This window comes from Paenibacillus sp. FSL R7-0179 (assembly GCF_038002265.1).
Lineage (GTDB): Bacteria > Bacillota > Bacilli > Paenibacillales > Paenibacillaceae > Paenibacillus_AQ.
Genome location: NZ_JBBOCC010000002.1, coordinates 2,366,895 through 2,381,682, shown reverse-complemented (window position 1 = coordinate 2,381,682; position 14,788 = coordinate 2,366,895). Strand labels below are relative to the sequence as shown.

The following is a 14,788-nucleotide window of genomic DNA, read 5'->3' as shown; positions in this document are numbered from 1 at the left end:
CTGCCGCTTCAGCCCCGCAGCTCCACACGAAATACGCTGCCTCCACCGGGGCAGTTCTCAGCCCCAATGCTGCCGCCAAGCGTGTCTACCAGCTCCTTGGCAATGGCAAGGCCCAGTCCGTGGCCCCCGGCTTCCCGCGAACGGGACTGGTCAGGGCGGTAGAACCGCTCGAAGATCCGGTTCAGATCTTCCGCAGGAATACCCACGCCTGTATCCTCCACCTCCAGCTTCAGCCAAGGGCTGCCATTCTTCTGAATAGGCGCAGCCCGCAGAATGACTTGACCGCCTGCGGGTGTGAACTTAATGGCATTCTCCAGCAGAATGATCATAAGCTGCACCAGCTTCTCCTGATCCTGTTTCACCGGAAGCTCCGCCGGAGCTTCAAGCTCTAGCAGGATCTGCTTCGCTTCGGCCAGCACGCTCAGGCCGGAGAGCATACGGGCCAGAGCCGGCGCGAGGTCGAAGCGCCGGAGGTCCTGCTCCAGCAGCCCGGCATCACTGCGGGCCAGCAGGAGCAGGTCCCGGGTCAGCGCGGTCATCCGCTGGACCTCGGAATACATCCCGTCCACCACATGACGGGTGAACGGCTGTTCATTGATGCTGTCCTCCAGCTTCAGCGTCTCGATGGAGGACAGCAGCACGCTCAGCGGCGTGCGGAGCTCATGCGAGGCATCCGCCGCGAAGTGCTTCTGCCGGTCATACGCCCGGCGGACCGGCACCATCGCCTGCCGCGACATTACCCGGCTGAAGACGGCTGCCAGCAGGATGAATGCCGCGGCAATGGCGGCCAATACGCCAAGCAGCCAGCGGAATAACTGCTGCTGGAAGGTAACGTCTTTGCCTGCATACAGGATACCAGCAGGCTGCCCCTTATGCTCGAAGGTCCGGCTGCCGAACAGATAAGCAGTCTGTGGGCTGTCCTTGGGGTCATTGCCCTTATGCAGCGGGCCTGGCCCTTGCTCCAGCTCCACAATCTCTAGTCCCTTCCCTGTTGTCCCCGCCGTACCGGAGTCTGCAAGCTTCAGCACCTGCTCCTTCAGTCCCGGCTGAATCTCGCCGCTGCCCAGCAGATTGCCTTCCGAATTCAGGATCACATAGAACGACTGATCCGCACTGAGCGTAAAAGCCTGGTTACCCGGTCCCTGATACTGCCCCTGCAGCAGTTCTTCGTACATTGGCCCTTGCAGTTGCTTGACTTCGGCATCCAGCAGCAGGTTAAGGCGTTCCTTCTGGTTATTCCAGATCAGGAGATGCAGAAGCAGATAGATGATCAGGAAGGACAATAGCAGAAAAACACTCATCAGCGCACTGTACCGCCAGGTAAGCCGCTTCCGGGTGCGCGCGAACAAGTCATTACCAGAGCGGCCCCCTCCGGAACGAGGAATATTATTTTTCAAAGCTATACCCCACTCCCCGGATGCTCTGTATATGCTGCTGTACCCCGTCCAGAAGAGCCAGCTTCTTACGGAGAAGCTTGACCGTAGCATCGATGGTCTTCAGCGTAACCTCGGATTCCATCCCCCAGATCCGGTCCAGGATCACCTCGCGGGTAAGCACCGTACCCTGATTCTTCAGGAGCAGATCCAGGAGCTGATATTCTCTGGGCGTAAGCTGTACCTCTTGCTCCGCTGCTGCAATCCGGTGGCTGCTGCGGTCCAGCACCAGCTCACCGATCTTGCACGTATCATTCTCCAGCGGGAGGAAGGTCCGCCGCCCCAAGGCCCGGAGCCGCGCCAGCAATTCGTCTATTTCGAACGGCTTCACCAGATAATCATCCGCGCCCGCATCAAGACCGCGAATCCTGTCCTCCAGCGAATCTCTTGCCGTCAGCATCAGGATTGCCCCGGGGTAGCCATCCTGCCGCAGCTGACGGCACACCTCCCGGCCATCCCGCTCCGGCAGCATCCAGTCCAGCACCAGCACATCATAGCCGGAGACACTGGCGAGATCATAGGCCTCATCCCCGGAAGTGACCCATTCAACGGTATATCCCGTTTTCTTCTTAATCATATGTACAATAAGTTCACCCAGCCGGATATCGTCTTCCGCGAGCAGGATCTTCATGTGGTCCTCTCCTTCCTCAATATATCAAGATACCACATTCCGGTGAAAATCAGGTGAAAACAATGCGTTTGCCCTTTCTCCATCTTTTCACCCTGGAAGGCTAGAGTAAATGGCAAGCCATACAATACCTGAAAACGGGAAAGGATGATTTACCTATGAAAGCAACACGTAATCCGTTCACTCCAAAAGCAGGCAAGCTGATTGCCGGCACCATGGCGGCAGCACTCGCCCTAGGCACTGGCGGGCTAAGCGCCTTCGCTGCCTCTTCCACTGCGGCCACTAGCGTTACGAGTGTCCAATCTGCAACCTACAGCAGCAGTCCGGCTTCGCTGCTTCCAGTTCCTGAAGCAGGACAGCCCCCTCTGGCAGGTGCGGAGCCGCACACCCCGCCGCCCGGTCTTCCTGGCGGACCCGGTCCCGGGCTTGGCGGCATAGACCCTACTGAGCTGCTCAGCACGTTGGGCCTGTCGGAAGCGGAACTGCGGACTGCCCTTGAAGCCGGGAGCTCCCTCTCCAGTATAGCCGAAGCGCAGCAGGTAGACCCGCAGAAGCTGGTCCAGCTTGCGGCAAGCGGACTACAGGCCCAGCTCAGGCAGGAGTATGCAGACAGCCGCATTACCGAGAGCGTCTATAAGGCCCGTCTGAGCGAAATCTCAAGCCGTGCAGCGGCCTGGGTAAGCCAGACCCGGCCGCAGCCGCCGGCTCCAGGAACAGGGGCGGCTGAGCTGCCACCACTCGGTCCGGGGCTGAAGGACCTGGACCGTTCAGAGCTTGCAGAGCTTCTTGGCTTAAGCACAAGTGAACTTACTGCAAGCCTGGCAGACGGAAAGTCGCTGGCAGATCTCGCTGGCGCCAATGGAACCAGTTCGAAGCTTATTAATCTGGTTGTAGGCGCCCTGACGCAGGAATTGAAGGACCGCTTGGCCAGAGGAGACCTGTGGACGGATGAATATTCAGCTGAACTGGCGAAAGTTCAGACCAGGGCTGCAGAGCTGGTACAGCATCAGCAGCCGCTGCCCCCGCATCTCCAGCAGAATGACAAATAAACAAAGAGTATAGCGAAAAATACAATACCGAAGAGCCTGTGTCTAACGATGCAGGCTCTTCGTGTTGAAGAGATTTTCCAGCAGGTGCTAGAATAAAAAGTCGTTTCCACTCGAATTCTGTCAGGGAATTAGCTTATAATGATCACACTGCGACTTGACCGAGGATGGAACAGGACCAAGCAATCCAGAATAACCCCAAGGAGGAAGTCCATTGTATAAGGTGCTGATTGTAGATGATGAAGTTTTTGTGCGGAAGGGCTTGATCCGGATTCTGAGTGAATGCTCGCCGCAATTCGAAATTTGCGGTGAAGCCGAGAACGGGGAGCAAGCGCTTACCCTGATTGAACAATTGAACCCGGAGCTGGTAATTGCCGATATCCGTATGCCTGTGCTGGACGGGCTGGGACTGATCAAGAAAGTAAAGACGGAGCTTGTGCAGGAGCCTATTTTTATTATTTTGAGCGGATATGCCGACTTCTCGTATGCCCAGCAAGCCTTCCGGTACAATGTGTCCGATTATATCCTCAAGCCCGTTGACGAACAGGAGCTTACGGTTGCGCTCAGCAAAATCGCCCATATGCTGAACAAGAAGCAGCTCCTCTCCATCACCCGTGAAAAGCCTCTGGTCGAGACGGTCATCGAAAGCCTGCTGCAGACCGAACCCGATGATCAGGTCATGGGGCGGATCGCCTACGCGCTGGAGCTTCCTCTCACCTCTTCCTATACGTATCTCATCGTAGAAATGCAGGATCAGCTCCCCGCCGGAGAAGTCGATTACCTGCCTGCACTGAAGGACTCGCTGCTGCGTTATTTCCGCCAAGAGGCTCAGACTCTGCTCCTTCATGTACGTACGAACAATCAATACGGGGTGATCGTGCCCGGCCATTGGGTCGATGATCCTAATCCATCCCCATGGGGAGGCTACCGTGCGATGCTGGATGCACTGGAGCGGGAGCTTGGAGCAAGCATCGCTTTGTTTGTTGGCCGGAAGGTAAGCCATCTCAAGCAGATTGCAGACTCCGGGGCCAGTGCCGAGCAATGCCTCCAGTACCGTTTTGCCGCCGGCTTCGAAGGCATTTATATGGCGGACAAGCTGCTGGAGCTGCCCTTATACTATTTCGACATCGATGAAGGGTTGCACAGCAAGCTGATTTACGAGGTTGAAGCCAATGACAATAAGGGTTACAGCTCTACTGTCGACGCTATCTTCACCATGTTCCAAGAGCGCAACTTCGCCCCCGGGGCGGTGACGAACACGATCCGGCGCAGCATGATTGCCATCATCAATATTATCCGGCAGCTCGAAGGTGACGAGAATACACTGCAATGGATGCATGAGCTGCTTAACTGGCCGCTGAAATACCGCAATCTGAATCAGCTGAAGCAGATATTCCAGCAGTTTATCGCCGAAGCCGCAGAATATATCGCAGAGAAGCGCGGCGGCAAGAGCGAAGGCAATATTGAAAAAATCAAAAAATACATCGACGGGCATTACCGTGAAAATATCTACCTCAAGGGCATTGCCGCCGATTTCGATATGAACCCGGTCTATCTTGGACAGTTATTCCGCAAAACCTACGGAGTGTATTTCAATGAATACCTGCTGACCCTGCGGATTGAGGAGGCTAAGCGCCTGCTTCGGCAGACCAAGAAAAGGATGTACGAAATCGCGGAGCTGGTCGGCTTCCAGAATGCGGATTATTTTGCCACCCAGTTTGAAAAGCTTGAGAATATGACGCCAACCGATTATCGCAATATGATGATTGGGCAGTAAATAAGGAGGCTCCCTGCCGTGTTCAACTTCCGTCTGAATCATATGAAGCTTAGAAGCAAGCTGATTGTCATCTACATTGTATGCGTGTTCATCCCGATCGTCTTGACCAATGTAATGTTCTATCAGGTTACTACCGCCAATATCAAGAATCAGAAGACAGCGGATGCCGAGCAGGCGATGAATCTGCTGCAGGCTGAGCTGAGGACTGTCATTGAGGATGCGGCAGGCATATCCTACCTCTACTCTATTGACCGGCAGCTGATTCAACATCTGAATACTACCTATGCTTCATCGGACTACTATGTGGAGTCGCTGAACGCCATATCGAATCTGTTCAACCGGACCGACAAGGAGAACAAGGTGCTGAGCTCCTCGGTGATTATGACCGACAATCCAACCGTCCTGGCCTCAGCCCATATCATTAAGCTGGAGGACAGTATGCGCCAGCAGGACTGGTATAAGCAGATCAGTAAGTTCAGCAACACCCACCCTCATCTCTATGTAACGCCCGATAGCATCAGCGTGATCCAGCGCCTTACCGACCGCAGGCTGGAAACCTACGAGCATGTGCTCAAAATCGACCTGAACATGAACTATATCCGGCAGATTCTGGATTTATCCAGCTTCAGCGGTGATTTCTATATACTTGACCCGTCGGGCCAGGCCCGCTTCGGCCGTCTCTCCAGCGGTCAGCCCAGCGGGCTGATTACTGCGGCGCATACCCTGACCCCAACTGAGATTCCCAAGCCTAAGCAGGCCATTGTGATCGACAAGACTTACCAGAATAACCGTTATCTCAGCGGCTGGTCGATTTATGGCGTCCTGGATGAGACCCTTATTTTGTCTGACGTCAGACAATCCGGGCAATTTATCCTCTGGTTCGCCGGTATTAACTTCCTGGTTCCTACCATCGTAATTATGATCATGTCCCGTTCGATCCACACGCGTATCAAGAATATCCTGAAGCATATGAAGTCTGTAAAAGACAAAAACTTCGGACTGATCCCCTACCACCTGGAGCGCGATGAGATTGGCGAGCTTACCGTCGAGTTCAACCGGATGAGTAAGCGCATTGAGAACCTGATCAATGATGTATATGTTGCAGAAATACAGAAGAAGGAGCTTGAGCTGCGGCAACGGCAGGCCCAGCTGCATGCGCTGCACAGCCAGATCAACCCTCACTTCCTGTTCAATGCACTGGAGACGATCCGAATGCGCAGTATGATGAAGGGCGAGACACAGACGGCCCGGACAATTCAGAACATGGCGAAGATTTTCCGCAAATCAATCATGTGGAAGAGCAGCTTCGTTACGATCCGCGAGGAGCTTGAATTAATTGAGAGCTTCCTGGAGATTCAGAAATACCGCTTCGACAACAAGCTTGAATATCACATCGAGGTGGACCAGTCACTGCTGAATATTGAAATTCCGAAGATGGCCTTCCTTCCCTATGTAGAGAACGCCAGTATTCACGGGATTGAGAATATAGCCGGCATCGGGTATATCAACATTCAGATCGCCCAGGAGAACGGGCAGATTGTCTTCGTCATTGCAGATAACGGCGTAGGCATGGACCAGGCCAAAATCAGTGAGCTTATGCATTATCTGGACGATGAGTCCGCCATGGGGGATTCAATCGGGATGAAGAATGTAATCACCCGGCTGAGGATCACCTACGGGGAATCGTTCACCTTCTCCATTACGAGCGAGCCCGGAGCGGGAACCCGCATTTTGCTGCGGCTGCCTCTGGAGAACAAATAAATAAATATAGGGTATACCTTAATTATTCAAAGACTGATCTAAGGTTTGCCCTGTAACAAAGTTAAACGCTTTCTTTTATAATGAGGTTGTTCAATAGCACAAAGTAAAGAAAGGGGATATGAAATGCGTACAAAGAAATGGTTGCAAACCGGACTGGCTGCTGTTATGGCTTCAGCCCTCCTCATTGCCGGCTGCTCGGGCGGCAACAACGGGAACAAGAACAGTGCCAGCGGCAACGACGGCGAGGTAAGCACTGAGCCGGTAACGTTCACTTACTTCGGCTTCGGGGCCAACAAGGATACCATGGCCAGTGATACCACCATCGGTAAGAAGCTTCAGGAACAGACAGGTGTAGACTGGAAAATGGAATATGTAGTTGGCGATGGAAGCACCAAGTCCGGTGTTATGATTGCCGGAGGTGATTATCCGGATGTCATCTCTCCAGTCGGCGAGCTGGCCAAGCTGCTCGATGCCGGTGCATACATTCCGCTCAATGATCTGATTGAGAAGTATGGCCCTAATATCAAGCGTGTCTACGGCGATTATATGAACAAGATCACCAATGAAGACGGCAACATCTATATCCTTCCCTTCACTGCAAATGTAAACGGATACTTATCGCCGCCAGATCCAAGCAGTACCTTCTGGATGCAGAGACGCGTCCTTAAGGAATTCGGTTACCCGGAAGTGAAAACGCTTGACCAGTACTTTGACCTGATTGAGAAATACCAAGCTAAATACCCTAAGGTGGATGGTAAAGACACCATCGGCTTCGCTACCTTCGCCGGTACAGCCGGTGAATTCTTCACCATCACCAACCAACCGATGCATCTGGCCGGTTATCCGAATGAAGGCGGCGTCCTGGTGGACATGGAGTCTCATGAAGCCAAGCTGTATCAGGGAACCGAAGATGAGAAGCGCTGGCTGGCTAAATTGAACGAAATGAACGGCAAGGGTCTGGTTGACCCTGAGACGTTCACAGCGAACAAAGACCAGTATCTAGCTAAGCTGACCTCCGGCCGTGTACTCGGATATGTCAACTATTCCTGGCAGATCAACGACGCCACGAACAATCTGAGATCCGCCGGTAATGACGATCTGCGTTACGTTGCCCTTCCGATCGTATTTGACGAAGGCATCAAAGATGCTTATGTTGATCCTCCTTCCTTCGTGAACAACCGCGGGCTGGGTATCTCGGTCAGCGCAAAAGATCCGGTCCGCATCATCAAGTATTTTGACAACCTGCTAACCGATGAGAACCAGAAGCTTGTCGAGTGGGGCATTGAAGGCGAAACTTACACGAAGAACGCTGAAGGCCGTATGGTGATGAGCGAAGAACAGCTGACAAACCGCAACGACAATGATTTCAAACGTAAATTCGGCTTCGCATATTTCGATTATGAATGGCCGCGTTATGGCGACAATTCCGTGTATGATGACGGCAACGCCCACGTTCCGTTCAACCAGCCGGAAGTTGCAGCGATCAACTACACAGATGGCGACAAAACACTGCTGGAGAAATACAACCTGAAGACCTTCTCCGACTTCTATGCCGAGCCGGTTGAGCGTCCATGGTACCCTGCCTGGAGTATTGAGAAAGAACCGGGCTCCCCTGAGCAGCTCTTCAGCCAGAGAGCCGGCGATTTGCAGCAGAAGTACTATCCTCGTATGGTGCTTGCTGCCCCTGGCCAATTTGAAAAGGTCTGGAGTGAATACCTGGCCGAATACAACAAGCTCGATGCTAAGGGCTACGAAGAATTCATGACTAACAAGATCAAGGACCGCATCGACGGCAAATGGTAAGCGTCAGCTTCCCAGATACCGCATGATGAACCGGGAAAAGTGAAGCCTGCCTTCACTTTTCCCTTCTACACTTGTTAGCAAATAGAGAATATGGAGCTTGGAAAGGGGACGGTACAGGTGGGAAAAACCGCTGTGCAGTTGGCAAAATCGAATAATACCGGTACTTCGCGCTTCAAAACCTTTTTTAAAGAGCTATCTAAACAGAAAATGCTGATGCTGATGTCATTGCCCTTTCTGTTATGGGTGATTATATTCAAATACCTCCCGCTATGGGGATGGACGATTGCTTTTCAGAAATTCAAGCCAGCCAAGGATCTGTTCGACCAGAAGTGGGTCGGCTGGGACAATTTCAAATTCCTGTTCCAGGAACAGCAGTTCTATCGTGTCCTTCGTAATACTCTGGTTATGAGCTCCATTAACCTGGTTCTCGGATTTGTAACAGCCATCGTACTGGCCCTGCTGCTGAATGAGCTGCGCAATGTGTTCTTCAAACGCACCGTGCAGACGATCAGTTACCTGCCTTACTTCATTTCCTGGGTCGTAGCGGCCAATATTGTACAAATGGCACTGGCACCGGAAGGGATCATCAATGTGCTGCTGGTCAAAGCGCAGCTTATTGATCATCCAATTCTGTGGCTGGGCGAAGGCAAGTACTTCTGGGGAATACTCGGGGTTACGGAAGTCTGGAAGAATGTCGGCTGGAATACCATCATCTATCTGGCAGCCATCACCTCCATCGACCCTTCTCAATATGAAGCGGCTGAGATTGACGGGGCTTCCCGTCTGCAAAGAATGTTCTACATTACCCTGCCGGGTATAAAGCCGGTTATCGTTCTGATTCTGATCATGAACCTGGGCCATATTCTGGAGTCCGGCTTCGAGGCGCAGTACCTGTTAGGTAACGGGATGAACCTCGACTACTCGGAGAATCTGGATATCTTCGTACTGAAGTACGGGATGCAGATGAATAACTTCGGGCTAGCCACCGCAGCAGGTATGTTCAAAACGCTGGTCAGCTTCATCTTCTTGATCGCAGCCAATAATATCGCCAAGCGTATGGGCGAAAGCAGATTGTACTAGAAAGGAGGACACAAGTAATGGCTAAATCCAAAACCAATTCATACCGGAATTCTTCTCTTGGTGACCGAATCTTCGATATATGCAATACGATCTTCATGATTCTTTTGGTCATTGTTACCCTCTATCCGTTCCTGAATATGTTTGCTCTATCATTCAATGAAGCGAATGACTCTGTCCGCGGGGATATTTATATCTGGCCTCGTGAATGGACGCTGCGCAACTTCGAGTATGTATTCAGTGAATCCAACATCTTCTTTTCAACGTTTGTTTCTGCAGCACGGACGGTAATCGGCACTGTGGTCTCCGTATTCTGTACAGCGATGCTGGCCTATACGGTAAGCCGTCCGGAATATAAGCTGAAGAAGTTTGTGTCCGTCACGTTTATTTTCACCATGTACTTCAGCGGCGGTCTGATTCCAGGCTACCTGCTGATCAAAGAGCTGAACATGCTGAACAGCTTCTGGGTCTATATCATTCCGGGCATCATCGGCGTATTTAATATGATCGTCATCCGCTCCTTCATTGAGGCACTGCCTGAGGGACTGATGGAATCGGCCAAAATCGACGGCGCAGGCGACTTCATCACCTTCTCGCGCATTGTGCTTCCGCTGACCGTGCCGGCGCTGGCTACCGTCTCCCTGTTCGTGGCGGTCTATCAGTGGAATTCCTGGTTTGACGTCTTCCTGTACAATTCCTCCACGCCAAGCCTGAGTACACTGCAATATGAGCTGATGAAGATGCTGTCAACATCCAACACCGCGATGTCCAGTTCCTCAGCAGCCGATGCCTTTGCGAACGCGCAGGGCAACAAATCGACCGTTACACCGACCTCTATCCGTGCTACGATGACCATTGTGGCCAGTGTGCCGATTATCATCGTCTATCCGTTCCTGCAGAAGTATTTCGTCAAAGGGATGGTTGTCGGCGGGGTCAAAGGCTAAGTCTAGCCGAAAAAAATAGCAAGCCAAAACAAGCGATCCTCCGGGGGCTGTATGCCTTCAGAAGGGTCGCTTTTTTTAAAAATTGCTGCAACAGTACCTTCCTTTAAAAGGACGGCAAAGCCGTTTCCACTTGATTGCTTGTGCTCGCCATCAAATTCTGCTCCAAGCGGGCTTTCGTTGCCGTATCCGGCAAATATAGCATAATCCGCTGGTCCGGGTCATTGGGGAACTGGAGGTTAATTTGTTCAAACTCCATCACTCCAAGTGCAGGGTGAAGCAGTTTCTTGTAGCCGTCAAGACTACTCGGCGCCTCGTGCCCCTGCCACATCCTTGCGAAATCGGAGCTTACCTTCTTAAGATCAGCAATTAATTGGCTAAATGAAGCATCCTCCAAATAACGGGCTCTCGATGTCTGGAACTCAGCTACAATTCTCCGGGAGACCATTTCCCAATCCTCTGAACCTTCTCTCCAGACAGGGTCAGTGAACTGGCGCCACATCAAATTGTAATCATGCGGCGGTGACGGCCGGCTAATCGTAAATACAGCTTCCGCCGCTGTATTCCAGGCCAGAAAATCATACCTCCTCCCGATGACATAAGCAGGATTCGGATTGAATTCGTCCAGCATCTTCTGAACATACGGGCTGATCTTCTCCTCAGCAGCGGCCAGTTGAGGCGGTAGTGACTCTCCTGACAGCAGAAAAAGATGCCGGCGCTCATTGGGCGTTAGCTTAAGTGCCAAAGCAAGACTCTCCAGTACACCGACTGAAGGGCTTATATCACGCCCCTGCTCAAGCCGCGTGTACCATGAAAGACCTATACTGGCGAGTTGAGCAACTTCTTCGCGGCGTAAGCCTTGTGTCCGGCGGCGGCCCCCGGAAGACAATCCGATATCTTGCGGCGAGATTGAAGATCTTGCTTTTCGCAAAAAATTCCCCAAGGCTAAACGGCGTTCATTATCATCCAACTAGGTAGCCCCCTTATCCTGTCACTCGTAAGCCTACCATAAAGAAGGCTCTCCTCCCAAAACAATAGCCAAAGTATACTCAATGTGATCAAGGATATCAATATACCTGGCGAAAAGGAGAAATAACATGACAAAACATTCTGAACTATTATTGAAGGACAAGGTGATAATGATTACGGGTGCCGGAAGGGGGATCGGGGCTGCGGCAGCAAAGTGGTTTGCCGTGCAGGGCGCCTCGGTGATGCTCGTCTCACGGACAGAAGCTGAGCTGCGTGCACTCAGAAATGAGATTGCGACAGCCGGAGGAGAGGCGGAATATTTCACAGCCGATCTGGCAGAAGCAGGCGGCGCTGAGGAAGCGGTCATCGCTACAGTAAAGCGGTATGGCCGGCTTAATGCCGCTTTCAACAACGCTGGTATCGGGGTCACCGTATCCTCTTTGGTCGATGAGAAAGAAGAGGATTTCGACCTGATCCAGTCTGTAAACTATAAAGGGGTTTGGCTGTGCATGAAAGCCCAGATTACAGCAATGTTAAACACCTCCGGATCAGGCGCAATTGTCAATACCAGCAGTGTCGGCAGCTTAAAAGGTAATCCGGGCTTGGGTGCTTACGGTGCCTCCAAACGCGGGGTTAACAGTCTTACGCAAACGGCTGCCATCGAATACGGACCGGCGGGCATTCGGGTTAATGCCATTGCCCCCGGCACAACGATGACAGATATGATACAGCAATGGGTCTCCATTAATCCTGAGATTATTGAGCAAATCAGTGCCCAGACGCCCCTCCGGCGTCCGGCTGAGCCCATAGAAATTGCACAGGCTGCAGCCTGGTTGCTTAGTGATCAAGCTTCCTTCGTAACAGGGGTCATCCTGCCGGTGGACGGAGGGCTGAGTGCCTAAAGAATGATCACCGTCCCCTTTTCTGTCCGGCCGATACTTGTCTCAGGTGCTTATAATCCATACATTGGTAAATCGAAACAGGAATGAATTATAATGTACAGGTAAAGTAGCCTGATGACATTCATATAAGAGCCGGGAGAACGGGGAGAAAACATGACATGAATATAGCTGTTAAATTGATGCAACGTTTCAGAGATTACGATAACCGGAATATGCTTACTGTCTACCGGGACCAAACGGAGCAAATCCGCAAACGCAATTTGCAGACATGGGATGACACCAAGCTTCAGGAGGAGTCCCTCCGGCTCCGGCACGCCGTCCAATCCGGCATAGCTCTGGACGAGCTGCTTGTCGATGCTTATTCATTAGTCTGTGAGGCGGCCTCAAGAACACTCGGATTACTGCCATATGATGTCCAGATCATGGCCGGGATTGCCCTGCACGAGCGAATGCTGATCGAGCAGCACACCGGTGAAGGCAAAACCCTCTCAGCCGTAATGCCGGCCTATCTGAATGCGCTGACCGGCAAAGGCGTGCATGTGCTGACCTTCAATGATTATTTGGCCCGGCGGGATGCACAGTGGATGGGTCCCATCTACCGTTTCCTGGGACTATCGGTGGAATCGGTTCAAGCAGGTATGAGCCTGAGCGAGAAACGGGCGGCCTACAGGAGCGATATCACCTATGTTACGGCAAAAGAAGCAGGGTTCGACTACTTGCGGGATACTATTGCACTCACAGAAGCCGCTACGGTACACCGCCCTTTCCACTACGTCATCGTGGACGAAGCCGATTCCCTGCTGCTTGATGAAGCGCGGGTACCGCTTGTAATCAGCGGCGAATCCGAGGTCAGCCATAGCGACGGCGTGCGATACGCGGATCTGGCCCGGCAGCTGCTGGCTGGAGAGCATTACGATTATGATGAATTTCAGCGTAACGTGTATCTGAACGATGCAGGTGCTGCCCAAGTGGAGGAGCTGCTGGGTTGCGGTAATCTCTATGATAGCCGGAACAGTCAGCTGTTAACCTCACTGAATTGTGCGCTGCATGTGGAGGTTTTACTAACCAGGGACATTGATTACATCGTTCGTGACGGCGCTATCGAGCTGATCGAAGAGTATACGGGACGCGTAGCCGAGAACCGGTATTTGCCGAACGGGCTGCAAGCCGCACTGACTGCCAAAGAAGGACTGAAATGGACCGCGGGCGGGAAAATTCTCGGCACCATCACCATTCAGCACTTCATTAGCCTATATCCGGAAATCTGCGGAATGACAGCTACAGCCTGCGCCTCAGCGATGGAATTCAAGGATATCTATGCTCTGCAGGTGGTGGAGATTCCGCCGAATCAGCCGAACATCCGGGTAGACCACCCTCACCGGATCTACACGCACAAGGAAGCCAAGTACCTGGCGCTCGTACAAGAGATCACTTCTGTCCACCGGGAGGGACGGCCTATGCTAATCGGAACCGCAAGCGTGGAGGAGTCGGATATGCTGGCTGAAGCGCTTGCGGCTGCCGGTGTTCCCGCTCAGGTCCTCAATGCAAAGAACGACACTGAGGAAGCCGCAATCATTGCCAAAGCGGGCGAGCTCAGCGCCGTAACAGTCTCTACGAATATGGCGGGACGCGGGGTTGATATCAGGCTCGGCGGCGGTGATCCGGCACAGGCCGAGGCTGTCGCCAGGCTGGGCGGCTTATATGTCCTTGGTACCCATGTGAACGAAAGCGTGCGGATTGACAACCAGCTTCGCGGAAGGTCAGGCCGCCAGGGGGACCCGGGAGCTTCTGTATTCTATGTCAGTCTGGAAGACGACCTGATGCGCCGCTTCAGTTCCCCTGCACCAGCCCATACGCTCAGACAGGAGGAAGCTATTGAAGAACGGGGGCTCAGCCGCAAGATCGCAAGTATTCAGCAAATCGTAATGAGCCAGAACTTCGATATCCATAACGAGCTGAACCGTTATTCAGATATGATCGAAGACCAGCGGCGGATTCTCTACGCTGAGCGGCTCCGCATCCTGCTGGGCGAGCAGCAGATGAGCCCTGCGGAGCAGCGGGTTCGGCTGTTCTATATCGATGAATGCTGGGCTGACCATCTGGCCTTCGTCTCCTATCTCCGCGAAGGTATTCACCTGGAGAGCATCGCCAGCCGCAGCCCGATCGATGAATTTCATACGCAGATTACCTCAGCGTTCGATCAAATCCCGGACAAGCTTGACCATGCGGCAGAGGCTATGCTGGCCAGGCTCGGCGGGTCCAATGATCCTGCTGAATGGGAACGGCTGGGACTGAGGAGCCCTGCTTCGACCCGGACTTATATCATTAATGATCAATATCTCCAGAATAAGCGCAGCTCATGGACGGGAACGACCGTCGTAGCTTTTTGGCTTCGTCCCATTGCACAAAAGCTATTGTCCCCCTTCATTAAGCAGCCGAAATACTAATAGG

General features: G+C 52.7%; 11 protein-coding genes. 8 read left to right on the top strand and 3 right to left on the bottom strand.

What is annotated here, in order from left to right; all coding sequences use genetic code 11:
• Positions 1-8: 8 nt before the first annotated feature.
• Together MKX63_RS26765 and MKX63_RS26760 are read right to left on the bottom strand one after the other, a co-directional pair.
• Complete coding sequence (locus MKX63_RS26765) at positions 9-1,301, bottom strand: sensor histidine kinase (protein WP_341021451.1); 1,293 nt, start codon at positions 1,299-1,301, stop codon at positions 9-11.
• An 85-nt stretch (positions 1,302-1,386) separates the two neighbouring features.
• Positions 1,387-2,064 (bottom strand): response regulator transcription factor, encoded by a 678-nt coding sequence (locus MKX63_RS26760; protein WP_341021449.1) that lies wholly within the window; start codon positions 2,062-2,064, stop codon positions 1,387-1,389.
• A 155-nt stretch (positions 2,065-2,219) separates the two neighbouring features.
• Between MKX63_RS26760 and MKX63_RS26755 the strand changes: the two genes are divergently transcribed.
• The 6 genes from MKX63_RS26755 to MKX63_RS26730 all read left to right on the top strand — a co-directional run bounded on the left by MKX63_RS26755 (position 2,220) and on the right by MKX63_RS26730 (position 10,469).
• The gene (locus MKX63_RS26755; protein ID WP_341021447.1) at positions 2,220-3,110 is read left to right on the top strand and encodes a hypothetical protein; all 891 of its coding nucleotides are present in this window, start codon (positions 2,220-2,222) and stop codon (positions 3,108-3,110) included.
• Between the two features lie 220 nt (positions 3,111-3,330).
• Entirely contained in the window at positions 3,331-4,884 is a 1,554-nt protein-coding gene (locus tag MKX63_RS26750) for a response regulator transcription factor (RefSeq protein ID WP_341023295.1), read from the top strand.
• An 18-nt stretch (positions 4,885-4,902) separates the two neighbouring features.
• On the top strand, positions 4,903-6,645 hold the full coding sequence (locus MKX63_RS26745) for a sensor histidine kinase (RefSeq protein ID WP_341021445.1): 1,743 nt from the start codon (positions 4,903-4,905) through the stop codon (positions 6,643-6,645).
• A gap of 123 nt (positions 6,646-6,768) precedes the next feature.
• On the top strand, positions 6,769-8,448 hold the full coding sequence (locus MKX63_RS26740) for an ABC transporter substrate-binding protein (protein ID WP_340953306.1): 1,680 nt from the start codon (positions 6,769-6,771) through the stop codon (positions 8,446-8,448).
• 117 nt (positions 8,449-8,565) lie between these two features.
• Positions 8,566-9,528: an ABC transporter permease gene (locus MKX63_RS26735; protein ID WP_051493410.1), complete on the top strand. Its 963-nt coding sequence runs from the start codon at positions 8,566-8,568 to the stop codon at positions 9,526-9,528.
• A gap of 17 nt (positions 9,529-9,545) precedes the next feature.
• On the top strand, positions 9,546-10,469 hold the full coding sequence (locus tag MKX63_RS26730; protein WP_036694305.1) for a carbohydrate ABC transporter permease: 924 nt from the start codon (positions 9,546-9,548) through the stop codon (positions 10,467-10,469).
• Positions 10,470-10,572: 103 nt separating this feature from the next.
• Here MKX63_RS26730 and MKX63_RS26725 read toward each other — a convergent pair whose 3' ends face one another.
• Complete coding sequence (locus MKX63_RS26725; RefSeq protein WP_341021443.1) at positions 10,573-11,436, bottom strand: helix-turn-helix transcriptional regulator; 864 nt, start codon at positions 11,434-11,436, stop codon at positions 10,573-10,575.
• A gap of 127 nt (positions 11,437-11,563) precedes the next feature.
• On the opposite strand from MKX63_RS26725, the gene MKX63_RS26720 reads away from it, so the two are divergent.
• Both MKX63_RS26720 and MKX63_RS26715 read left to right on the top strand, forming a co-directional pair.
• Positions 11,564-12,337 carry an SDR family NAD(P)-dependent oxidoreductase gene (locus MKX63_RS26720; RefSeq protein WP_341021442.1) on the top strand — a complete coding sequence of 258 codons (774 nt, stop codon included), beginning with the start codon at positions 11,564-11,566 and terminating at the stop codon, positions 12,335-12,337.
• A gap of 158 nt (positions 12,338-12,495) precedes the next feature.
• Complete coding sequence (locus MKX63_RS26715; RefSeq protein WP_341021441.1) at positions 12,496-14,784, top strand: preprotein translocase subunit SecA; 2,289 nt, start codon at positions 12,496-12,498, stop codon at positions 14,782-14,784.
• Positions 14,785-14,788 lie beyond the last annotated feature (4 nt).

Excerpts from the sequence above, each read along its gene's own strand:
- MKX63_RS26740 (WP_340953306.1), top strand. The coding sequence starts at position 6,769 with ATGCGTACAAAGAAATGGTTGCAAACCGGACTGGCTGCTGTTATGGCT.
- MKX63_RS26760 (WP_341021449.1), bottom strand. The coding sequence starts at position 2,064 with ATGAAGATCCTGCTCGCGGAAGACGATATCCGGCTGGGTGAACTTATT.
- MKX63_RS26755 (WP_341021447.1), top strand. The coding sequence starts at position 2,220 with ATGAAAGCAACACGTAATCCGTTCACTCCAAAAGCAGGCAAGCTGATT.
- MKX63_RS26720 (WP_341021442.1), top strand. The coding sequence starts at position 11,564 with ATGACAAAACATTCTGAACTATTATTGAAGGACAAGGTGATAATGATT.
- MKX63_RS26730 (WP_036694305.1), top strand. The coding sequence starts at position 9,546 with ATGGCTAAATCCAAAACCAATTCATACCGGAATTCTTCTCTTGGTGAC.
- MKX63_RS26765 (WP_341021451.1), bottom strand. The coding sequence starts at position 1,301 with ATGAGTGTTTTTCTGCTATTGTCCTTCCTGATCATCTATCTGCTTCTG.
- MKX63_RS26715 (WP_341021441.1), top strand. The coding sequence starts at position 12,496 with ATGAATATAGCTGTTAAATTGATGCAACGTTTCAGAGATTACGATAAC.